General features: G+C 74.0%; 2 protein-coding genes. Both read left to right on the top strand.

The genetic code is table 11. The annotated features are described in order from the left end of the window. On the top strand, window positions 1-17,550 hold a 17,550-nt coding region (locus AC07B0_RS40015), incomplete at its 5' end, for a non-ribosomal peptide synthase/polyketide synthase (RefSeq protein WP_478900564.1). Window positions 17,551-17,565: 15 nt separating this feature from the next. Then, window positions 17,566-24,938, top strand: a 7,373-nt coding sequence (locus tag AC07B0_RS40010) for an amino acid adenylation domain-containing protein (protein ID WP_478900562.1), incomplete at its 3' end; no start/stop codon positions are given.

Here is a 24,938-nt window from a genome sequence, read left to right as displayed (position 1 = left end):
TACCTGGGCCGGTCCGACGACCAGGTCAAGGTGCGTGGGTTCCGGATCGAGCTGGGTGAGGTCGAGACGGTGCTGGCCGGGCACGCCTCGGTCGCCCGCACCGTGGTGGTCGTGCGTGAGGACCAGCCCGGCATCAAGCGTCTGGCCGCCTATGTGGTCCTGTCTCCCGGCGCGGTCCTGGACACGGACGCGCTGCGCGCCCATATCGGCGCGGTCCTCCCGGACTACATGGTCCCGGCCGCGTTCGTTGCCCTGGAGGCCCTCCCGCTCACGGTCAACGGAAAGCTCGACCGCAAGCGGCTGCCGGCGCCGGACAACCAGGGCACCACCTCGGGCCGTGCCCCCCGCAGCGAACGCGAGGCACTGCTGTGCCGGCTGTACGCCGAGTTGTTGGGTTTGGGGTCGGTGTCGGTGGAGGACAGTTTCTTCGAGCTGGGTGGCGACAGCATCGTGTCGATCCAGTTGGTGAGCCGGGCGCGGAAGGCCGGGCTGGTGTTTTCGGCGCGTGAGGTGTTCCAGTGCCGGACGCCGGAGGCGTTGGCGTTGGTGGCGCGGTCGGTGTCGGCGGGTGTGGCCGAGGCTGAGGGTGCGGGTGTGGGTCTGGTCGCGGAGACGCCGATCGTGGGGTGGCTTCGGGAGCTGGGCGGTCCGGTGGAGGGGTTCAACCAGGCGATGCTGGTGCGGACGCCGGCGGGTGCGACGTGGGAGCGGCTGGAGGCTGCTCTGCAACGCCTGCTGGATCACCATGATGTGCTGCGTGCGCGTCTGGTGCGTGGTGGTGCGTCGTGGAATCTGGTGGTGCCGGAGCGGGGTGCGGTGCGGGCCTCGGAGGTGTTGCGGCGCTCTGTTGGTGATGTGGGTGCGGAGGCGGTGGCGGCGCGGTCGCGGCTGGCTCCGGATGCGGGTGTGATGGTGCAGGCGGTGTGGTTCGAGGAGTCGGGCCGGCTGTTGTTGATGGTGCATCACCTGGTGGTCGACGGTGTGTCGTGGCGTGTGCTGCTGCCGGATCTGGCGCAGGCGTACGAGGGTGGTGGGCTGGATCCGGTGGGGACCTCGCTGCGCCGTTGGGCGGGGGAGCTGGCGGGTCTCGACCGGAGCGCGGAGCTTCCGCTCTGGCTGGAGCAGCTGAGTGGTGTGGACATCCCGCTGGGTGCCCGCCGGCTGGATCCCGGAGTGGATACCGCGGAGACGGTGCGTCATCTGTCGTTGTCGCTTCCGGCCGAGGTGACGGGTCCGTTGCTGACGGAGGTCGCGGCGAGGTACCGGGCGACGGTCAATGACGTGCTGCTGACGGGGTTCGCGCTGGCGGTGGCCGCGTGGCGCGGGGATGCCGGTGGTGAGGTCCTGGTGGATGTGGAGGGTCATGGCCGTGAGGCGGTGGTCGAGGGTGTGGATCTGTCGCGGACGGTGGGCTGGTTCACGAGCATGTTCCCGGTGCGTCTCGACGCTGGGAGTGGTGGTGATCTGGGCCGGGCGTTGAAGGCGGTCAAGGAGCAGTTGCACGCGTTGCCGGATCATGGCATCGGGTTCGGATTGCTGCGGTATTCGGGTGTGGATCCGCAGGCGGCGGTGGTGTTGGCGGGTCTGTCGAAGCCGCAGATCGGGTTCAACTATCTGGGCCGTTTCGACGCTGCGGCTGGTGAGGGTGGGGGCGCTGACTGGGCGCTGTGCTCGGATGCCGGTCTGGGTGACGGTCGTGAGCCGGGTATGCGGGTGTCGCATGTTCTGGATGTCAACGCGGTCACTCTTGATGAGGTGGACGGTCCGCGGCTGGTGGCTGACTGGTCGTGGCCGGGGGCGTTGTTCACGGAGGGTGAGGTGCGGGCGCTGGCCGAGGGCTGGTTCGGGGCGCTTCGTTCGATCGCCGCTCATGTGGCGGTGGCGGGGTCGGGTGGTCTGACGCCTTCGGACGTGGCGCCGTTGGTGGTGGTGTCGCAGGAGCAGATCGAGGTCCTGGAGGCCGGTCACGGTCCCCTGGCCGATCTGCTGCCGTTGTCGCCGCTCCAGCAGGGTCTGTTCTTCCACGCCGTCTACGACAGCCAGGGCGAGGACGTCTACACCGTCCAGCTCGCCCTCGACATCGAAGGACCGCTGCGTCCCCGATCCCTGCGCGCCGCCGCCGAGACCCTGGTCGCCCGGCACCCGGCGCTGCGCGCCGCCTTCCGCAACGACGGCGGCCTCACCGCCCCCGTCCAGGTGATCCCCGCACACGTCGACCTGCCCTGGACGGAGATCGACCTCACCGTCCTGTCCGAGGCGGGACGCGCCGCGGCCACCGACGCCTGGATGGCCGAGGACCGGGCCGTCCGCTTCGACCCGGCCCACGCCCCCCTGATGCGGTTCGCCCTGCTCCGCACCGGCGCCGAGCGCCACCGCCTCGTCATGACCAACCACCACATCCTGCTCGACGGCTGGTCCATGCCCGTCCTCGTCAAGGAACTCCTGACCCTCTACGGCCACTCCGGCGACGGAACCGCGCTGCCCCGCGTCACCCCGCACCGCGACTACCTCACCTGGCTCGCCGGACAGGACCGCGCCGCCGCCGAAGCCGCCTGGAGCGAGGTCCTCCACGGACTGGAGGAACCCACCCTGGTCGCCCCCGCCGGCCGCGACGGCAGCCCCGCCGCGCCCGACCGGGTCACCGTCGACCTGCCGGCCGAGCTCACGGCACGGCTCACCGAGGTCAGCCGGACCGGCGGCTTCACCCTCAACACCCTCCTCCAGGCCGCCTGGGCCCTGGTCCTCGGGCAGCTCACCGGCCGTACCGACGTCGTCTTCGGCGGTACCGTCTCGGGCCGTCCGCCGCAGGTCGCGGGCGTGGAATCGATGATCGGCCTGTTCATCAACACCCTGCCCGTCCGGGTCGCCCTGGACCCGGCCGAAACCCTCGGCGCCCTGCTGGACCGCCTCCAGACCCAGCAGGCCGCCCTGATGGACCACCAGTACCTGGGCCTGACCGACCTCCAGCAGACCGCGGGCCTCGGCGAACTGTTCGACACCCTCGTCGTCTTCGAGAACTACCCCCTCGACGCCGACGTCCTGGACATCGGCGGCGGCCTGCGCGTCACCGGCATCGAGGGCCACGACGCCACCCACTACCCGCTGATCCTCACCGCGGTCCCGGGCGAGCGCCTCCAGCTGCGCCTGGACTTCCGTACCGACCTCTTCGAGACGCCGTCCGCCCGCGCCCTCGTGGACCGGCTCACCGGCGTCCTGGAGAACGCCCCGTCCCTCCTGACCACCCCCGTCGGCCGGATCCCGCTGCTCTCCGACACCGAGCGCGAACAACTGGTCGTCGCCTACAACGACACCGCGCACGACGACGTCTCCGCCGATGCCGAACAGGTCGTCACCCGGCTCTTCGCGGAGCTGGTCGCCTGGGCGCCGGCCACCGAGGCCGTCGTCTCCGACACGGGCACCCTCTCGTACGGGGAACTCGACGCCCGCGCCAACCGCCTCGCCCACCGCCTCATCGAGGCGGGTGTACGCCCCGAGGACCGGGTCGCGCTGCTCATGGAGCGCTCCCCGGACCTGGTCGCGGCCCTGCTCGGCGTCCTCAAGGCCGGCGGCGCGTACGTACCCCTGGACCCGCGCTTCCCCGCGGCCAGGATCCGGCACGTCCTCGCCGAAACCGGCGCGACCGTCCTGCTCGCCGACTCGACGGCCGCGGCCGAGGCCTTCACCGGCAGCGGCGAAGACACCGACGGCACCGCCCTCACCGTGATCGAGGCCGGCCCGGCACTCGTCGACGGCCCTGCCCACGACCCGGCCGTCGTCACCCGCCCGGACCAGCTGGCGTACGTCATGTTCACCTCCGGCTCGACCGGCCTGCCCAAGGGAGTCGGCGTCACCCACCGCGACATCGTCGCCCTCGCCGAGGACCGTCGCTTCCTGTCCGGGCACGAGCGGGTCCTGCTGCACTCGCCGACCGCCTTCGACGCCTCCACCTACGAGCTGTGGGTGCCGCTGCTCGGCGGCGGCCAGGTCGTCGTCGCCCCCGCCGGCGACCTCGACGCGGTCCGGCTGCGCGAGATCGTGTCCCGGCACGGCGTCACCGCCCTGTGGCTGACGGCCGGACTGTTCCGGCTGATCGCCGAGGACGGCCCCGGCAGCCTCGCCCGGGTCAGCCAGGTGTGGACCGGCGGCGACGTCGTCCCCGCCGGCGCGGTCCGCCGCGTCCTGGAGGCCTGCCCCGGCCTGACCGTCGTCGACGGCTACGGCCCCACCGAGACCACCACGTTCGCCACCACCCACCGCATCCTCACGGCCGCCGAACTCACCGACCGCGTACCCATCGGCCGGCCCCTGGACGGCATGCGCGTCTACGTCCTCGACACGGCGCTGCGCCCCGTCCCCCAGGACGTCGCCGGTGAGCTGTACATCGCCGGCGCGGGCCTGGCCCGCGGCTACCTGGGACGCCCCGGCCTGACCGCGGAACGTTTCACCGCCGACCCGTACGGCCCCGCGGGCGCCCGCATGTACCGCACCGGCGACCTGGCCCGCTGGAACACGGACGGCACCATCGACTACCTCGGCCGCACCGACGACCAGGTCAAGGTCCGCGGGTTCCGCATCGAACTCGGCGAGATCGAGGCCGTCCTCGCCCGGCACGAACACATCGCCCAGGTGGCCGTGGTCATCCGCGAGGACGTTCCCGGCGACCAGCGCATCGTCGCCTACACCGTCACCGCGCCCGGCGCCCGCACCACCGCGGCCGAGCTCCGCGAACACGCGGCCGCCGGACTGCCCGCCTTCATGCTGCCCTCCGCGTACGTGTCCCTGGACACGCTGCCGCTGACCGCCAACGGCAAGGTCGACCGGCGGGCACTGCCCGCCCCCGACCTCGCCGCGGGCACCGGCGGCCGGGCGCCGCGGACCCCGCAGGAGGAGATCCTCGCCGGGCTGTTCGCCGAGATCCTCGGCCTGCCCGCGGTCTCCGCCGACGACAGCTTCTTCGACCTCGGCGGCCACTCGCTGCTCGCGACCCGCCTCGTCAGCCGGATCCGCCCGGTCTTCGGCGTCGAACTCGCCGTCCGTACCCTCTTCGAAGCCCCCACCGTCGCCGCCCTCGCGACCCGGATCGCGGGCGCCGGCCAGGCCCGCACCGCGCTCACCGCACGCCCGCGGCCCGAGGAGGTCCCGCTCTCGCCGGCCCAGCGCCGCCTGTGGTTCCTCAACCGGTTCGAGGGCCCGAGCGCCTCCTACAACCTGCCGCTCGCCCTCCGCCTCGACGGCGAACTCGACCCGGCCGTCCTCGGCGCCGCCCTCGGCGACGTCACCGACCGGCACGAGAGCCTGCGCACGGTCTTCCCCGAGCTGGACGGCCGACCACGCCAGTGGGTGCTGCCCGCCGGCGTGTCCGCGCCGGCGCTGCCCGTCACCGAGCTGACCGCCGGCGAACTGGACGCGGCGCTCGCCGCGACGATCGCCGAGGGCTTCGACCTGACCACCCAGGCCCCGCTGCGGGCCCGCCTGTTCCGGATCTCCGCCACCGAGCACGTCCTGCTCGTGGTCCTGCACCACATCGCCGGCGACGGCTGGTCGCTGGCCCCCTTCGCCCGCGACCTGGGCACCGCCCACGACGCCCGGCGCGCCGGCCACGCCCCCGCCTGGGAACCGCTGCCGGTCCAGTACGCCGACTACACGCTGTGGCAGCGCGAGGTCCTCGGCGACGAGAACGACCCCGACAGCGCGCTCGCCCGCCAGATCGGCCACTGGCGCACCGCCCTGGCCGGCCTGCCCGAGGAACTGGCCCTCCCCGTCGACCGGCCCCGCCCCGCCGAGGCCAGCCACCACGGGGCGTCCGCCCCGCTGGCACTCCCCGCCGACGTCCACGAGCGGATCACCCTGCTCGCCCGCACGCACAACGCCAGCGTCTTCATGGTCGTCCAGGCGGCACTGGCCGCCCTGCTCGGCCGGCTCGGCGGCGGCGAGGACATTCCCATCGGCAGCGTCATCGCGGGCCGCACCGACGAAGCCCTCGACGACCTGGTGGGCTTCTTCGTCAACACCCTCGTCCTGCGCACCGACCTGTCCGGCGACCCCACGTTCGCCGAACTCCTCGGCCGGGTACGGGAGTCCGACCTCGCCGCGTACGCCCACCAGGACGTGCCCTTCGAACGGCTCGTCGAGGTCCTCAACCCGGCACGCTCGCTGGCCCGCCACCCGCTGTTCCAGGTGATGCTCGCCTTCCAGAACAACGCCGAGGCCACCCTCGACCTCGACGGGCTGCACGCCACCGCACTGCCGGTACGCCTGGAAGCCGCCAAGTTCGACCTGCTGTTCTCACTGGAGGAGACCTTCACCGCCGACGGCGGCCCCGCCGGGCTGCGCGGAGTCGTGGAGTACTCCACCGACCTCTTCGACCGCTCCACCGCCGAGGCGATCGGCGCCCGACTGGCCCGGCTGCTGGACGCCGTCACCGCCGACCCGAACCTGCCCGTGGCCGCCGTCGACGTCCTCACCGACACCGAGCGCACCCACGTCCTCGGCGACTGGAACGACACGGCCCGCGAGGTCGCCGACGCCACCGTGCCCGAGCTGTTCCAGCAGCAGGCCGGCCGCACCCCCCACGCCCCGGCCGTCCTGCACGCCGGCCGGGAGCTCACCTACGACGAGCTCAACGCACGCGCCAACCGGCTCGCCCGGCTGCTGATCGCCGAGGGCGCCGGCCCCGAGCGGTTCGTCGCCCTGACCCTGCCGCGCACCGCCGACATGATCGTCGCCCTGCTCGCCGTACTGAAGTCCGGCGCCGCCTACCTCCCCGTGGACCCCGGCTACCCGGCCGACCGCATCGCCTACATGCTGGCCGACGCCCGGCCCGCGCTCGTCCTCACCACCGCCGAGGCCGCGGCCGTCCTGCCCGACGGAGTACACACCCTGCTCCTCGACGACACGGCGGTGCGCGAACGCCTCGCCGCCCAGCCGGACGGGAACGTGAGCGACACCGAGCGGATCCGCCCCCTCGACGTCCGCCACCCCGCCTACGTCATCTACACCTCCGGTTCCACCGGCCGGCCCAAGGGCGTCGTCGTCGCCCACCGCAACCTGGCCGACTTCGCGGCCTGGGCCGCGGCCGACATCGGCCCCGAGCGGCTCTCGGACGTGCTCGCCGCGACCTCGCTCAACTTCGACGTCTCCGTCTTCGAGATGTTCGGCCCGCTGCTGACCGGCGGCCGCATCGAGATCGTCCGCGACGTCCTCACCCTGCTCGACACCGAACCGGGCCGCCACTACAGCCTCGTCAGCGCCGTGCCCTCCGCGCTCGCCCACACCCTCGCCCAGTCCGACGCCCCGCGCTTCGGCGCCGACCTCGTCGTCCTGGCCGGCGAGGGCCTGTCCGCCCACACCGCGAACGCCATCCGCACGGCCGTGCCCGGCGCCTCCCTGGCCAACATCTACGGCCCCACCGAGGCCACCGTCTACGCCACCGCCTGGTACGGCGGGCGCACCGCCTCCGAAGACCGGACCCCGCCCATCGGCAGGCCCCGGCAGAACACCCGGGCCCTCGTGCTCGACGAACGCCTGCGCCCCGTCCCGCCCGGCGTCGCGGGCGAGCTCTACCTCGCCGGATCCGGCCTGGCCCGCGGCTACCTGGGCCGGCCCGGCCTGACCGCCGAACGCTTCGTCGCCGACCCCTACGGCCCGGCCGGCTCGCGCATGTACCGCACCGGCGACCTGGTCCGCTGGACCACGGACGGTCAGATCGACTACCTGGGCCGGACCGACTTCCAGGTCAAGGTGCGCGGCTTCCGCATCGAACTGGGCGAGATCGAGGCCGTACTGGCCCGGCACGAAGGCGTCGGCCAGGTGGCCGTCGTGGTGCGCGAGGACGCCCCCGGCGACCCGCGCATCGTCGCCTACACCGTCCCCGCCACCGCAACGGACACCGCGGCCACCGCCGAAGCGGCCGCGCTGCGCGCCCACGTGGCCGCCGCACTCCCCGAGTACATGGTCCCGTCCGCCTTCGTCGCGCTCGCCGCGCTGCCGCTCAACCCCAACGGCAAGCTCGACCGGCGCGCCCTGCCCGCCCCCGACTTCGGGGCCGCGGCCGGCGCCGGGCGGGCCCCTCGCACCCCGCAGGAGGAGCAACTGACCGAGCTCTTCGCCGAGGTGCTCGGGGTCGGCACGGTCTCCATCGACGACAGCTTCTTCGACCTCGGCGGCCACTCCCTGCTCGCCACCCGCGTCGTCAGCCGCATCCGCACCCTGTTCGGAGCCGAACTCGCCGTACGCGCCCTGTTCGAGACCCCGACCGTCGCCGCGCTGTGCGAACGCCTCGGCGGCGCGGGCGGCGCGGCCCGCCCGGCCCTGACGGCCAGGGTCCGGCCGGAGGCCGTACCGCTCTCGCCCGCCCAGCGCCGGCTGTGGTTCCTCAACCGCTTCGAGGAGCGCAACGGCACCTACAACCTGCCGCTCGCCGTCACCCTCACCGGTGACGGCCTCGACACCGCGGCCCTGACCGCGGCGCTGGGCGACGTCGTCGCCCGGCACGAGGCCCTGCGCACCGTCTTCCCCGACACCGACGGCCGGCCCCGCCAGCAGGTCCTCGCCGCCGACACCGTCCGGCCGGCCCTGCACGGCGCCCCGTACACGGAGCAGGCGCTCGCCGAAGCCGCCGCCCGCGACTTCGACCTCGCCACCGAGGTCCCGCTGCGCGCCCACCTGTTCACGGTCGACGCCCGGACACACGTCCTGCTCCTCGTCGTCCACCACATCGCCGCCGACGGCTGGTCCATGGCCCCCCTGGCCCGCGACCTCGCCGACGCCTACCGCGCCCACCGCGGCGGCACGGCCCCGGCCTTCGCGCCGCTGCCGGTCCAGTACGCGGACTACACGCTGTGGCAGCGCGAGGTCCTCGGCGACGAGGACGACCCGGGCAGCGAACTCGCCCGCCAGATCGCCTACTGGAAGCAGACCCTGGACCGGCTCCCCGAAGAGCTGCCCCTGCCCACCGATCGCCCGCGCCCCGCGGAGACCAGCTTCCGCGGCGACACGGTGCCCCTGCACCTGCCCGCCGAAGCCCACGCCCCCCTCGCGGAACTCGCCCGGACCTCCCGCGCCAGCGTCTTCATGGTCGTCCAGGCGGCGCTGGCCGCGCTCCTCGGCCGCCTCGGCGCCGGCACCGACATCCCCATCGGCTCCCCGATCGCGGGCCGCACCGACGAGGCCCTCGACGACCTGGTGGGCTTCTTCGTCAACACCCTGGTGCTGCGCACCGACGTGTCCGGCGACCCCACCTTCCGCGAACTGCTCGACCGGGTGAGGGAGTCCGACCTCGCCGCGTACGCCCACCAGGACGTGCCCTTCGAACGGCTCGTGGAAGTGCTCAACCCGGAGCGCTCCCTGGCCCGGCACCCGCTCTTCCAGGTCATGCTCTCCCTGCAGAACAACGCCGCCGCCGCCCTGGACCTCGACGGCCTGTCCGTCGCGCCGCACCCGGTCACCGTCGACGGCGCCAAGTTCGACCTGTCCTTCCAACTCGTGGAGGAGTTCACGGCCGACGGTGACCCCGCCGGCATCGGCGGCCGCATCGAGTACGCCACGGACCTCTTCGACGCGGAGAGCGTCACGGACCTGGCGGACCGCTTCACCCGCGCCGTCACCGCCCTCGTCACCGATCCCGACCGGCCGCTGTCCCGGCTCGACGTCCTCACCGACACCGAACGCCGGCAGGTGCTGGCCGAGTGGAACGACACCGCCCGCCCGGTGCCGGCCGACACCCTGCCCGACCTCTTCGAGCGGCAGGCGACCCGCACCCCGGACGCGACCGCCCTGGTGGCCGGCGCCGACCGGCTGACCTTCGCCGAACTCGACGCCCGCGCCAACCGGCTGGCCCGCCTGCTCGCCGGCCACGGCATCGGCGCGGAGGACCACGTCGCCGTCGCCCTGCCCCGCACCGCGGACCTCGTCGTCGCCGTCCTCGCGGTCACCAAGGCCGGCGCGGCGTACGTACCCGTCGAGCCCTCCCACCCCGCCGACCGCATCGCCCGGGTACTGCAGGACGCCGGCACCGCCGCGGTGATCACCACGGCCGGTGCCCGCGACACCCTTCCCCTGGACCGCGGCGGAGTCCGCGTCGACCTGGAGTCCCCCGCCGTCACACAGGCCCTGCGGACCCTGCCGGACACCGCCCTCACCGACACCGACCGCGTACGCCCCCTGGACGCGCGTCACCCGGCGTACGTCATCCACACCTCGGGCTCCACCGGCCGGCCCAAGGGGGTCGTCGTCCCGCACTCGGGCCTGGTGAACCTCTTCCACCACCACTTCGGCGAGCTGTACGCGGCCGAGACCGAGGGCGCCGGCCGCCCCCTGCGGGCCGCGCTCACCGCCGCCGTCTCCTTCGACGCCTCCCTCGACCCGCTGCTGTGGCTGGTCGCCGGGCACGAGCTCCACCTCGTCGACGACGACACCCGCCGCGACGCGCCCGCGCTCGTCGCATACGTCCGGGACCACGGCATCGACTTCATGGAACTCACCCCGTCCTACGCCGAGCAGCTCGTCGAGGGCGGTCTGGTCCGCGACGAACGGGCCCGCCCGCGCATCCTCGCGCTCGGCGGCGAGGCCGTCAGCCCCGCCCTGTGGCAGGAACTGGCGACCACACCGGGCATCACCGGCTACAACCTGTACGGCCCCACCGAGGCCACCGTCGACACCCTCACCGCCCGCACCACGGACGTCTCCCGCCCGCTGGTCGGCCGGCCCGTCGCCAACGCCCGTACGTACGTCCTGGACGAGCGGCTCAGGCCGGTCGCCCCGGGCATCCCGGGCGAGCTGTACATCGCTGGAGCCGGCCTGGCCCGCGGCTACCTCGGCCGCGCCGACCTGACCGCCGAACGCTTCGTCGCCGACCCGTACGGTCCGTCCGGGACGCGGATGTACCGGACCGGAGACGTGGTCCGCTGGACCCGCGACGGTCAGCTCGACTACCTGGGCCGGTCCGACGACCAGGTCAAGGTCCGCGGGTTCCGGATCGAGCTCGGTGAGATCGAGACGGTGCTGGCCCGCTACGAGGGCGCCGCGCAGTCCGCCGTGATCGTCCGCGAGGACACGCCCGGCATCAAGCGCCTCGTCGCCTACGTCGTCCCGCGCGCGGACACCCTCGACACCGCCGTGGTCCGGGCCCACCTGGCCGCCGCACTGCCCGAGTACATGGTCCCGGCGGCGTTCGTTGCCCTGGAGGCCCTCCCGCTCACGGTCAACGGAAAGCTCGACCGCAAGCGGCTGCCGGCGCCGGACAACCAGGGCACCACCTCGGGCCGTGCCCCCCGCAGCGAACGCGAGGCACTGCTGTGCCGGCTGTACGCCGAGTTGTTGGGTTTGGGGTCGGTGTCGGTGGAGGACAGTTTCTTCGAGCTGGGTGGCGACAGCATCGTGTCGATCCAGTTGGTGAGCCGGGCGCGGAAGGCCGGGCTGGTGTTTTCGGCGCGTGAGGTGTTCCAGTGCCGGACGCCGGAGGCGTTGGCGTTGGTGGCGCGGTCGGTGTCGGCGGGTGTGGCCGAGGCTGAGGGTGCGGGTGTGGGTCTGGTCGCGGAGACGCCGATCGTGGGGTGGCTTCGGGAGCTGGGCGGTCCGGTGGAGGGGTTCAACCAGGCGATGCTGGTGCGGACGCCGGCGGGTGCGACGTGGGAGCGGCTGGAGGCTGCTCTGCAACGCCTGCTGGATCACCATGATGTGCTGCGTGCGCGTCTGGTGCGTGGTGGTGCGTCGTGGAATCTGGTGGTGCCGGAGCGGGGTGCGGTGCGGGCCTCGGAGGTTTTGAGGCGCTCTGTTGGTGATGTGGGTGCGGAGGCGGTGGCGGCGCGGTCGCGGCTGGCTCCGGATGCGGGTGTGATGGTGCAGGCGGTGTGGTTCGAGGAGTCGGGCCGGCTGTTGTTGATGGTGCATCACCTGGTGGTCGACGGTGTGTCGTGGCGTGTGCTGCTGCCGGATCTGGCGCAGGCGTACGAGGGTGGTGGGCTGGATCCGGTGGGGACCTCGCTGCGCCGTTGGGCGGGGGAGCTGGCGGGTCTCGACCGGAGCGCGGAGCTTCCGCTCTGGCTGGAGCAGCTGAGTGGTGTGGACATCCCGCTGGGTGCCCGCCGGCTGGATCCCGGAGTGGATACCGCGGAGACGGTGCGTCATCTGTCGTTGTCGCTTCCGGCCGAGGTGACGGGTCCGTTGCTGACGGAGGTCGCGGCGAGGTACCGGGCGACGGTCAATGACGTGCTGCTGACGGGGTTCGCGCTGGCGGTGGCCGCGTGGCGCGGGGATGCCGGTGGTGAGGTCCTGGTGGATGTGGAGGGTCATGGCCGTGAGGCGGTGGTCGAGGGTGTGGATCTGTCGCGGACGGTGGGCTGGTTCACGAGCATGTTCCCGGTGCGTCTCGACGCTGGGAGTGGTGGTGATCTGGGCCGGGCGTTGAAGGCGGTCAAGGAGCAGTTGCACGCGTTGCCGGATCATGGCATCGGGTTCGGATTGCTGCGGTATTCGGGTGTGGATCCGCAGGCGGCGGTGGTGTTGGCGGGTCTGTCGAAGCCGCAGATCGGGTTCAACTATCTGGGCCGTTTCGACGCTGCGGCTGGTGAGGGTGGGGGCGCTGACTGGGCGCTGTGCTCGGATGCCGGTCTGGGTGACGGTCGTGAGCCGGGTATGCGGGTGTCGCATGTTCTGGATGTCAACGCGGTCACTCTTGATGAGGTGGACGGTCCGCGGCTGGTGGCTGACTGGTCGTGGCCGGGGGCGTTGTTCACGGAGGGTGAGGTGCGGGCGCTGGCCGAGGGCTGGTTCGGGGCGCTTCGTTCGATCGCCGCTCATGTGGCGGTGGCGGGGTCGGGTGGTCTGACGCCTTCGGACGTGGCGCCGTTGGTGGTGGTGTCGCAGGAGCAGATCGAGGTCCTGGAGGCCGGTCACGGTCCCCTGGCCGATCTGCTGCCGTTGTCGCCGCTCCAGCAGGGTCTGTTCTTCCACGCCGTCTACGACAGCCAGGGCGAGGACGTCTACACCGTCCAGCTCGCCCTCGACATCGAAGGCACGGTCGACCGGCCCGCCCTGCGCGCGGCACTGCGCACCCTGCTGAACCGGCACGCCAACCTCCGCGCAGCCTTCCGTCACGAGGGGCTGAACACCCCCGTCCAGGTGGTGCCCGCCGGCTTCGAGCTGCCGTACACCGAAGTCGACCTCACCGGACTGCCCGCCGAAGAGCGGGCCGCCGCGGCCGACCGCCTGGTGGCCGAGGACCGCACCCGGCGCTTCGACCTGGCGCAGCCCCCGCTGATGCGGTTCACGCTCGCCTCCACGGCCGCGGACCGGCACCGGCTGATCATCAGCCACCACCACCTGCTGCTCGACGGCTGGTCCATGCCGGTGTTCCTCGGCGAGCTGTTCACCCTGTACGCCGAACAGGGCGACGCCGCGTCCCTGCCCCGGGTCACTCCCTACCGTGACTACCTCGGCTGGATCGCGGGGCAGGACCGCGCCGCCGCCGAAGCCGCCTGGAGCGAGGTCCTCCACGGACTGGAGGAGCCAACCCTGGTCGCCGCCCCGGACCCGTCCCGCGCCCCGGTCCGGGCCGAGCACACCCGCCTGGAGCTGCCCGAGGCCGATACGGCCGCGCTCGCCCGCTGGGCCCGGGAGCGCGGAGTGACGGTCAACACCGTCGTCCAGGCCGCCTGGGCGCTGGTCGTCGGCCGGCTCACCGGCCGTACCGACGTCGTCTTCGGCGGTACCGTCTCGGGCCGTCCGCCGCAGGTCGCGGGCGTGGAATCGATGGTCGGCCTGTTCATCAACACCCTGCCCGTCCGGGTCGCCCTGGACCCGGCCGAAACCCTCGGCGCCCTGCTGGACCGCCTCCAGGCCCAGCAGGCCGGCCTGATGGACCACCAGTTCCTGCCGCTCGCCGACATCCAGCGCGGCACCGGCCTCGGTGAACTGTTCGACACCCTCGTCGTCTTCGAGAACTACCCCCTCGACGCCGACGGGCTGCGCAACGCCGCCGGAGGCCTAGGCATCGTCGGCGGTGACAACCACGAGAGCACCCACTACCCGCTCAGCCTCACCGTGAGCCTGGGCCGCTCCCTCGGCCTCGACCTCGCCCACCGTCCCGACCTCCTCGGCCAGGACCGCGTCGACGACCTCGCCGCCACCCTGGTACGGCTGCTCGGCGAGGCGGCCGGCCAGGCCGGCGTACCCGTCGGACGGCTGCGGCTGCTGAACGCCGCCGACGAGCAGCGGGTGCTGACCGACTGGGCCGGCCGCGCGGAAGCCGAGCCGGACCAGGAACCCCTGACGGCCCGCATCGCCCGCCGAGCGGCCGCCACCCCCGGCGCCACCGCCGTGATCTGCGGCGCCGACCGGCTGACGTACGCCGAACTGGAGGAACGGTCGAGCCGCCTGGCCCGCCTCCTCGCCGACCACGGCGCCGGCCCCGAGCGCTACGTCGCCGTGGCCCTGCCGCGCAGCGCCGAACTGCCGGTCGCCCTGCTCGCCGTACTCAAGTCCGGCGCCGGCTACGTGCCGCTCGACCCCGAACACCCGGCCGAGCGCCTCGGCTACGTCCTGGAGGACGCCCGTCCCTCGCTGCTGCTGACCACGGCACCGACCGCGGCGGCCCTGCCCGCCTCCGACACCCCGGCGCTCCTGCTCGACGACCCGGCCACCCGCGCGGCCCTCGCCGCGTACCCGCCCGGCACCCCGGTGACGGAGCGGGCCGACGGCCGGACCCCGGCCTACGCCATCTACACCTCCGGCTCCACCGGCCGGCCCAAGGGCGTCGTCATCCCGCGCGCCGCCCTGGACAACTTCCTGACCGACATGGCGGACCGGGTCCCGATGGACGGCACGGACCGGCTGATCGCCGTCACCACCGTCTCCTTCGACATCGCCGCCCTGGAGCTGTACCTGCCGCTGCTGGCCGGCGCCGCGGTCGTCATCGCGGGCAAGGACGAGGTCCTCGACCCCGACGCCCTCGCCGCGCTGATCACCCGGCACGGCGGCACCGTCCTCCAGGCCACGCCGTCGCTGTGGCAGACCCTGACCGGCCAGGTGCCGCAGGCCCTCGCGGGGCTGCGGATGCTCGTCGGCGGGGAGGCCGTACCGGGCGCGCTGGCCCGGGCCATGGCCTCGGCCGGCCGGTCGGTGCTCAACGTCTACGGTCCCACCGAGACGACCATCTGGTCGACCACGGCCCGGCTCGACGGGACCACCGCCAGCCCCTCCATCGGCCGCCCCATCCTCAACACCCGCGCGTACGTCCTCGACGGGGCGCTGCGCCCGGTCGCCCCCGGAGTGCCCGGCGAGCTCTACCTCGCGGGCGCGGGCCTGGCCCGCGGCTACCTGGGCCGCCCCGGCCTGACCGCCGAGCGGTTCACCGCCGACCCCTACGGCGCACCCGGCGCCCGGATGTACCGCACCGGTGACCTGGTGCACTGGAGCGGGAACGGGACGATCGAGTACCTGGGCCGGACCGACTTCCAGGTCAAGGTCCGCGGGTTCCGCATCGAGCTCGGCGAGATCGAGGCCGTCCTCGCCCGGCACCCGCGGGTGTCCCGGGCCGCGGTCGTCGTCCGCGAGGACCGTCCCGGCAGCAAGCTGCTGGCCGGGTACGTCGTCCCGGCCGCCGACGGCCCCGCGCCCGGCTCCGCGGAACTGCGCGCGCACGCCGCCGCCGACCTGCCCGACTACATGGTCCCGGCCGTCTTCGTCACACTGGACGAGCTGCCCCTGAACACCAACGGCAAGCTCGACCGCAAGGCGCTGCCCGCCCCCGACTTCGCTGACCGCCCCGCCGGCCGGTCCCCGTCCACCCCGCGCGAGGAACTGCTCGCGGGCCTGTTCGCGGAAGTCCTCGGACTGCCCGCGGTCGGCGTCGACGACAGCTTCTTCACCCTCGGCGGCGACAGCATCACCTCCGTGCAGCTGGTCGGCCGCGCCCGCCTGGCCGGGCTCGTACTGACCCCGCGCGAGGTGTTCCGCCACAAGACGGTGCAGGCGCTCGCCGCCGCCCTGCCGCAGTCCCCGGCCGAACTGCTGCTCGCCCCGGACCCCGCCGGCGCGGACCCGGCGATCGGCGCCCTGCCCGCCACCCCGATCATCCGGTGGCTGCGCGAACTGGGCGGCCGCGTCGACGGGTTCAACCAGTCCGTGACCGCACCCGTCCCCGGCGACCTCACCGCGGAGGTGCTCGGCGCCGTCGTCCAGGCCGTGCTCGACCACCACGACGCGCTGCGCGCCCGCCTGGTGCGCCACGGCTCCGACTGGACCCTGGAAGTCCCGCCGAAGGGCGCCCTGCCGGCCGCCGACGTGATCCACCGGATCGACGTGGCGGGCCTGGACGCTGCCGCCCTCGCGGCGCGCATCGACACCGAGGGCCGGGCGGCCCAGGACCGGCTCGACCCCGACGCCGGGCTGATGGTCCAGGCCGTCTGGTTCGACGCCGGACCGCGGACCCCGGGCCGGCTGCTGCTCATCGTCCACCACCTGGTGGTCGACGGGGTGTCGTGGCGGATCCTGATGCCCGACCTCATGGCCGCCTACGAAGCCGTCGCCGCCGGCCGGGAACCCGTACTGGAACCGGTGTGGACCTCCTTCCGCGCCTGGTCCCGGGGCCTCGCGCGGGCGGCGCTCGCCCCCGAGCGCGCCGCCGAACTCCCGGTGTGGACGGGCATGCTCAGCGGCTACCAGGAACCCCCGCTGGGCGCCCGGCCCCTGGACCCCGTCCGCGACGTGGCCGCCTCGGCCCGCCAGTACGGCCTGACACTGCCCGCGGACGTCACCGGCCCGCTGCTGACCACCGTGCCCACCGTGCTCGGCACCGGCGTCAACGAGGTGCTGCTCACCGCGTTCGCGCTGGCCGTCACCGACTGGGACCGGGGCCGGGGCCGACCCCGGGAGCAGGGCGTCCTGCTCGACCTGGAAGGCCACGGCCGCGAGGAACTGCTCACCGGCGTCCTCCCGGACGCCGACGTCTCCCGTACCGTCGGCTGGTTCACCAGCCTCTTCCCGGTCCGGCTCGACCCCGCCGTCCCCGACGGCGACTGGCAGGAACTCCACGCCGGCGGCCCCGCCGCCGGCCGGGCCCTGGCACACGTCGCCGGACAGCTCGCCGCCCTGCCCGACAACGGCGCCGGGTACGGGCTGCTGCGCCACCTCAACCCCGAAACGGCGGACGTCCTCGCCGCCCTGCCCGTCCCGCAGATCGGATTCAACTACCTGGGCCGGTTCGGCGGCGGCGACGGCGACGACAACGGCGACGGGGGTCTCGGCGGCAGCGACGCCGCGATGCCCGCCGCACACGCCCTGGAGCTGAACTCACTGGCCCAGGACGGTCCCGGCGGCCCCCGCCTGGTGGCCTCCTGGACCTGGCCCGACGGACTGTTCACCGAGGCCGAGGTGGCCGCACTGGCCGAGGGCTGGTTCCGGGCGCTGCGCGCCCTGGCGGCCCATGCCGCGGACCCCGCGGCCGAGCCCGTGCGGGCCGTTGCCCCGCGCCCCGCGGCGGCCGGACCGGCGCCGCTGCTCGATCTCGGCCAGGACGAGATCGACGCGTTCGAAGAAGACTTCGAGTTCTGAGTGGAGAGAAGCGACATGACCAAGCCGAAGCCGCGCCTGGAGGGCATCCTCCCGCTCTCCCCGCTCCAGCAGGGCCTGCTGTTCCACGCGCAGTACGACGAGCAGGGCCCGGACGTCTACACCATGCAGTTCGTCCTCGACATCGAGGGCGGCATCGACACCGGGCACCTGCACTCCGCCTGCGCCGCACTGCTGCGCCGGCACCCCGGCCTGCGGGCCGCGTTCCGCCACCGCAAGAACGGCGAGCCGGTCCAGCTCATCCCCTTCGAGGTGGCCCCCGCGTTCACCGTCACGGACCTGTCCGGCCGACCAGCCGGCGAGCGGTCCGCGGCCGCCGAGGAGATCGCCGCCGCGGACCGCGCGCGCCGCTTCGACCTGGCGCGCCCGCCGCTGATCCGCTTCACCCTGGTCGACCTGGGCGAGGGCCGGTTCCAGTTCCTCGTCACCGCCCACCACATCCTGCTCGACGGCTGGTCCCGGGCCCTGCTCATCGGTGAACTCTTCGAACTGTACGGACTGCTGCGGTCCGGCTCCGACGAACGGGCGCTGCCCGCCGTCACCCCGTACCGCGACTACCTCGCCTGGGTGGCCGCCCAGGACCGCACCGCCGCCGAGGACGCCTGGCGGCGGGTCCTGGAGGGCGTGGAGGAGCCCACGCTCCTCGCCGCCCCCGACCCCGGCCGCGCACCGGCCGTCCCCGCGACGACCCGCGTCGAACTGCCGGCCGCCGCCACCGCGGAACTGACCCGCTGGGCACGCGGACGCGGCATCACCGTCAACACCGTGGTCCAGGCCGCCTGGGCGATCGTCCTCGGCCGCCTCACCGGCCGCGACGACGTGGTCTTCGGCGGCACCGTCTCCGGCCGCCCGCCGCAGCTGCCCGGCATCGAGTCCATGATCGGCCTGTTCATCAACACCCTGCCGGTCCGGGTCGCCCTGGACCCCGCCGAGCCGGTCGGCGCCCTGCTGGACCGCCTCCAGGACCAGCAGGCCGCCCTGATGGACCACCAGTTCCTGGGACTGGGCGACATCCAGCGCCTCGCCCCGGCCGGCGGCGAACTCTTCGACACCCTCCTGGTGTTCGAGAACTACCCCGTCGACACCGAGGGCCTGCGCCGCTCCGCCGGCGGTCTCGGCGTGGTCGACGGCCGCAGCCACGAAGGGACCCACTACCCGCTGAGCCTGCTCGTCCACGCCGGTGACACCGTGGCCCTGGAGCTCAGCCACCGCCCCGACCTCCTCGACACCGCGGCCGCGGAAGCCGTCGGCGCCCGCGTTCTGAGCCTGCTCGCCGCGCTGCCCGGAGCCGAGGACACCCCCGTCGGCCGCCTCGACCTGCTCACCGCCGACGAACGCACCCGCGTCCTGCACACCTGGAACGACACCGCGCACGAGGGCCCGCTGCTCCCGCTGCCCGCCCTGTTCCGGAAGACCGCCGACCGCCACCCCGACGCGGCGGCCGTCCAGCACGCGGGCACCACCCTGACCTACCGGGAGCTCGACGCCCGCGCCAACCGCCTGGCCCGCCTGCTCGCCGCGCGCGGCGCCGGCCCCGAACGGACCGTCGCCCTCGCCCTGCCCCGCTCGGCCGAGCTGATCGTCGCGCTGTGGGCCGTACTGAAGTCCGGCGCCGCCTACCTGCCCGTCGACGCCGCCTACCCGGCCGACCGCATCGCCCACATGCTCGGCGACGCCCGGCCCGCCCTCGTCATCACCGACCGCGCCACCCGGCCGGCCGTCGAGGCCGCCGCCGGCGCCACCCCGCTGCTGCTCCTGGACGACCCGGCGGCCGCCGCCGAACTCGACGCCCTGGCCGACGGCGAGATCACCGACGCCGAGCGCACCGCGCCGCTGACCCCGCTCACCCCCGCCTACGTCATCTACACCTCCGGCTCCACGGGCAAGCCCAAGGGCGTCGCGATGCCCGGAGCCCCCCTCGCCAACCTCATCGGCTGGCACGAGGCCGACCTCCCCGGCGGACCGGGCGTGCGCACCGCCCAGTTCACCGCCATCAGCTTCGACGTGTCCGCCCAGGAGATCCTCTCCGCCACCCTCTCCGGCCGCACCCTCGTCATCCCCGACGAGGACGTCCGCCGCGACCCGGCCGCCTTCGTCCAGTGGCTGGACCAGCAGCGCATCGACGAGGTGTACGCGCCCAACCTGGTCATCGACGCCCTGTGCGAGGAGGCCGTCGGACAAGGACTGGACCTCCCGGCGCTCCGCCACCTCGCCCAGGCCGGCGAAGCCCTCGTCCCGAGCAAGCGGATCCGCGACTTCCACCACGGTGGCGGCCGCGTCCTGCACAACCACTACGGGCCCACCGAAACCCACGTGGTCACCGCCGCCACCCTGCCCGCCGACGTCGACGCCTGGCCGGCCCGCCCCACCATCGGCCGCCCCATCCGCAACACCCGGGCGTACGTACTGGACAGCGCCCTGCGCCCGGTCCAGCCCGGCGTCCCCGGCGAGCTCCACCTCGCCGGCGCCGGCCTCGCCCGCGGCTACCTCGGCCGCCCCGGCCTGACCGCCGAACGCTTCGTCGCCGACCCCTACGGCCCGGCCGGCTCGCGCATGTACCGCACCGGCGACGTGGTCCGCTGGACCGCCGACGGCGAACTCGACTACCTCGGCCGCTCCGACCACCAGGTCAAGATCCGCGGCTTCCGCATAGAACTCGGCGAGATCGAGGCCGCCCTCACCACCCACCCCGCGATCGCGCGGGCCGCCGTCCTCGCCCGCGAGGACCGCCCCGGCATCAAGACCATCGCCGCCTACCTCGTCCCCGCCGACGGCCGCACCGTGCCCGCCGCCGACGAGCTGCGCGCCCACCTCGACGGCACCCTGCCCGACTACATGGTGCCCACCACCTACGTGCCCCTGCCCGAGCTCCCGCTCACCCCCAACCGCAAGCTCGACCGCCGGGCCCTGCCCGTCCCCGACGGGCAGGCCGCCGCCGGCCGGGACCCCCGCACCGCCCGCGAGGCGAAGCTGTGCGAGCTGTTCGCCGACGTACTGGGCCTGGAACGGGTCTCCATCGACGACAGCTTCTTCGACCTCGGCGGCCACTCCCTGCTCGCCACCCGCCTGGTCAGCCGCGTCCGCACCGGCCTGGGCGCCGAACTCGCCGTACGCACCCTCTTCGAGGCCCCCACCGTCGCCGCCCTCGACGCGCGCATCGCCGGCGCCGGCCGCGCCCGCCAGGCCCTCACCCCCCGGCCGCGCCCCGACGCCGTCCCCCTCTCACCCGCCCAGCGCAGACTGTGGTTCCTCGGCCGTTTCGAAGACGCCGGCGGCAACTACAACCTGCCGATGGCCGTACGGATCTCCGGCGAACTGAGCGTCCCCGCCCTGCGCGCCGCCCTCGCCGACGTCGTCACCCGCCACGAGGCCCTGCGCACCGTCTTCCCCGACACCGACGGCCGCCCCCGCCAGCACGTCCTCGACCCCGCCGACGCCGTACCCTCCCTGCCGGTCATCGGCGTCGCCGACGACGAGCTGGACCGGGTACTGGCCGCCGCCTCCGGCAAGGAGTTCGACCTCACCCGGGACCTGCCGCTGCGCGCCCGGCTCTTCGCCCTCGGCGGCACCGAGTACGTCCTGCTGCTCGTCGTCCACCACATCGCCGCCGACGGCTGGTCCATGGCCCCCCTGGCCCGGGACCTCGCCGACGCCTACCGGGCCCGCCGCGGCGGCACGGCCCCCGCCTGGGAGCCGCTGCCCGTCCAGTACGCCGACTACACCCTGTGGCGCGAGGAGGTCCTCGGCGACGAGCACACCCCCGGCAGTGAACTCGCCCGCCAGATCGACTTCTGGCGCACCACCCTCGCCGACCTCCCCGAGGAGCTGGAGCTCCCCGCCGACCGGCCGCGCCCCGCGGAGACGAGCTACCGCGGCGACACCGTCGGCCTCGCCATCGACGCCGCCACCCACCAGGCCCTCGTCGGCCTCGCCCGCGGCTCCCGGGCCAGCGTCTTCATGACCGCCCAGGCCGCCCTCGCCGCCCTGCTGCACCGGCTCGGCGCCGGCGACGACATCCCCCTGGGCACCCCCGTCGCGGGCCGCACCGACCAGGCCCTCGACGAACTCGTCGGCTTCTTCGTCAACACCCTGGTCCTGCGCACCGACGTCTCCGGCGACCCCACCTTCCGCGAACTGCTCGACCGGGTGCGGGAGTCCGACCTCGCCGCGTACGCCCACCAGGACGTGCCCTTCGAGCAGCTCGTCGAGACCCTCAACCCCGGCCGCTCCCTGGCCCGGCACCCGCTGTTCCAGGTCATGCTGTCGTTCCAGAACAACACCGAGGCCGCCCTCGACCTCGACGGGGTCCGCACCACCGCCCGCCCCGTCGGCCTGAAGACCTCCAACTTCGACCTGTCCGTCGTCCTCGCCGAACGCTTCACCGCCGACGGCACCCCCGACGGCATCGAGGGCGGCATCGAGTTCGCCACCGACCTCTTCGACCGCGAGAGCGCCCGGGCACTCGCCGACCGCCTGGTCCGCCTGATCGCCGACCTCGTCGCCGCCCCCGACCGTGCCCTGTCCACCGTGGACGTCCTCACCGCCGAGGAACGCCACCAGGTGCTCCGGACCTGGAACGACACCGCCCGGGAACACCCCGCCGGCACACTGCCGCAGCTCTTCGAGGCGCAGGCCGCCCTCACCCCCGACGCCACCGCCCTCGTCTTCCGCGACGTGCGCCTGAGCTACGCCGCCCTCAACGCCTGGGCCAACCGTCTCGCCCGCCAGCTCGTCGCCGACGGCGTCCGCCCCGAACAGGCCGTCGCCGTACGGCTGCCGCGCTCCGCCGAGCACATCGTCGCGCTGCTCGCCGTGATGAAGGCCGGAGCCGTGTACGTGCCCGTCGACCCGGCCTACCCGGCCGAGCGCGTCGCGTACGTCCTGGACGACGCCCGGCCCGTCGCCGAACTGACCTCCGCCGCCGACCTGTACGCCCTCGACCGCGACCGCCTCTGGCCGGACCACGACCTCGGCCCGGACGAGGCACCCGGCGCCGGACACCCCGACAACGCCGCATACGTCATCTACACCTCCGGCTCCACCGGCCGCCCCAAGGGCGTCACCGTGCAGCACCGCAGCGCCGTCAACCTCTTCCACGACCACTTCGGCCGGCTGTACGCCGACGTGGTCGCCGCCGCCGGCGGCCGCCGCCTCAAGGTGGCCCTCGCCGCGTCGTTCTCCTTCGACGCCGCGATCGACCCGCTCCTGTGGATGCTCGCCGGACACGAACTGCACCTCATGGACGACGAGGCCCGCCAGGACCCCGCCGCCCTGCTCGCCTACGCCCGCCGGGTCGGCGGCCTCGACCACATCGACACCACCCCCGGCCACTACCAGCAGCTCCACGAACTCGGCCTGACCGCCGACGAGAACATCCGCCCCCTGCTGGTCAGCCTCGGAGGCGAAGCGCTCGGCGAAGCCCTGCGCGCCGAACTCGCCGGGACCGAAGGCATGGTGGCGTACAACCTCTACGGCCCCACCGAGACCACCGTCGACGCCCTCGGCCAGCGCGTCACCGACAGCGACCGCGTCCTGGTCGGCCGCCCGCTCGACAACTACCGGGCCTACGTCCTCGACACCGCGCTGCGCCCCGTCCCGCCCGGCGTCGCGGGCGAGCTGTACATCGCGGGCGCCGGTCTGGCCCGCGGCTACCTCGGCCGCCCCGGCCTGACGGCCGAGCGCTTCGTCGCCGACCCGTTCGGCACGCCGGGCACCCGCATGTACCGCACCGGCGACCGGGCCCGCTGGACCCGCGACGGCCGCGTCGACTGCCTCGGCCGCGCCGACGACCAGGTCAAGATCCGCGGCTTCCGCATCGAACTCGGCGAGATCGAGGCCGCCCTGGAGATCCGGCCCGACATCGCCCGGGCCGCCGTCCTGGTCCGCGAGGACCGCCCGGGCATCCGGGAACTCGTCGCCTACCTCGTCCCGGCCGACGCCGGCACCGACCCCGAGGCCGGCCGTCTGCGCCGGGAGCTGGGCGAGCGGCTGCCCGACTACATGGTCCCGACCGCCTACGTCGTCCTGCCCCGGCTGCCGCTGACGGTCAACGGCAAGCTCGACCGCAAGGCCCTGCCCGCACCCGGCCCGCGCACCGGCCCGGCCGGCCGCGGCCCGCGCACCGCGCACGAGAAGGCCCTGTGCGAGATCTACGCCGAGGTCCTGGGCCTGGAGCGGGTCTCGATCGACGACAGCTTCTTCGACCTCGGCGGCCACTCCCTCCTCGCCGTACGCGTCACCGGCCGCATCCGCTCCCGGCTCGGCAGCGAGGTCGCCGTGCGCACCCTCTTCGAGGCCCCGACGGTGGCCGCGCTCGCCGCACGTCTCGGCGAGCAGGGCACCGGCCGGGCCGCGCTGACGGTACGGGAACGCCCCGCCGAGATCCCGCTGTCGCCCGCACAGCGGCGGCTGTGGTTCCTCGACCGCTTCGAGGGGCCCAGCGCCACGTACAACATGCCGCTGGCCGTCCGCCTCACCGGCGACCTCGACGCCGGCGCACTGGAGGGCGCGCTCGGGGACGTCGTGGCCCGCCACGAGAGCCTGCGCACCGTCTTCCCCGACACCGAGGGCCGCCCGCACCAGCTCGTCCTGGCCCCCGGGGCGGCCCGCCCGGTCCTGGCGAGGTCGCCGTACGACGCCGAGGTCCTGGCCGCCGAGGTCGCCCGCGGCTTCGACCTGGCCGCCGACCTGCCGGTGCGCGCCCACCTGTTCACGGTGGACGCGACGACGCACGTGCTGCTCGTCGTCGTCCACCACATCGCGGGCGACGGCTGGTCGATGGGCCCGCTGGCCCGCGACCTGGGCGAGGCGTACGCGGCCCGCGCGGCGGGCGCCGCCCCCGCGTGGAAGCCGCTGCCGGTCCAGTACGCGGACTACACGCTGTGGCAGCGCGAGGTCCTCGGCGACGAGGACGACCCCGTCAGCGAGCTGTCCCGCCAGGTCGACCACTGGCGCGAAGCCCTCGCCGGCCTGCCCGAGGAGCTCACCCTGCCCGTGGACCACCCGCGCCCGGCCCGGATGAGCTACCGCGGCGACACCGTCCCCTTCCAGGTCTCCGCAGCCACCCGCACCCGTCTGGAGGAGCTGGCCCGCGCCACGGGCACGAGTCTGTTCATGGTGGTCCAGGCGGCCGTGGCGACCCTGCTGCACCGCATGGGCGCCGGCAGCGACATTCCGCTCGGCTCCCCGATCGCGGGCCGCACCGACGAGGCCCTCGACGACCTGGTGGGCTTCTTCGTCAACACCCTGGTGCTGCGCACCGACGTCTCGGGTGATCCCACCTTCCGGGAGCTGCTGGAGCGTGTCCGGGAGACGGACCTGGCCGCCTACGCGAACCAGGACGTGCCCTTCGAACGCCTCGTGGAAGTCCT

It is taken from the genome of Streptomyces sp. NPDC044704, assembly GCF_056433525.1.
Note: the sequence above shows the minus strand (reverse complement) of the source record. Positions and strands in the feature narration are given on the sequence as shown.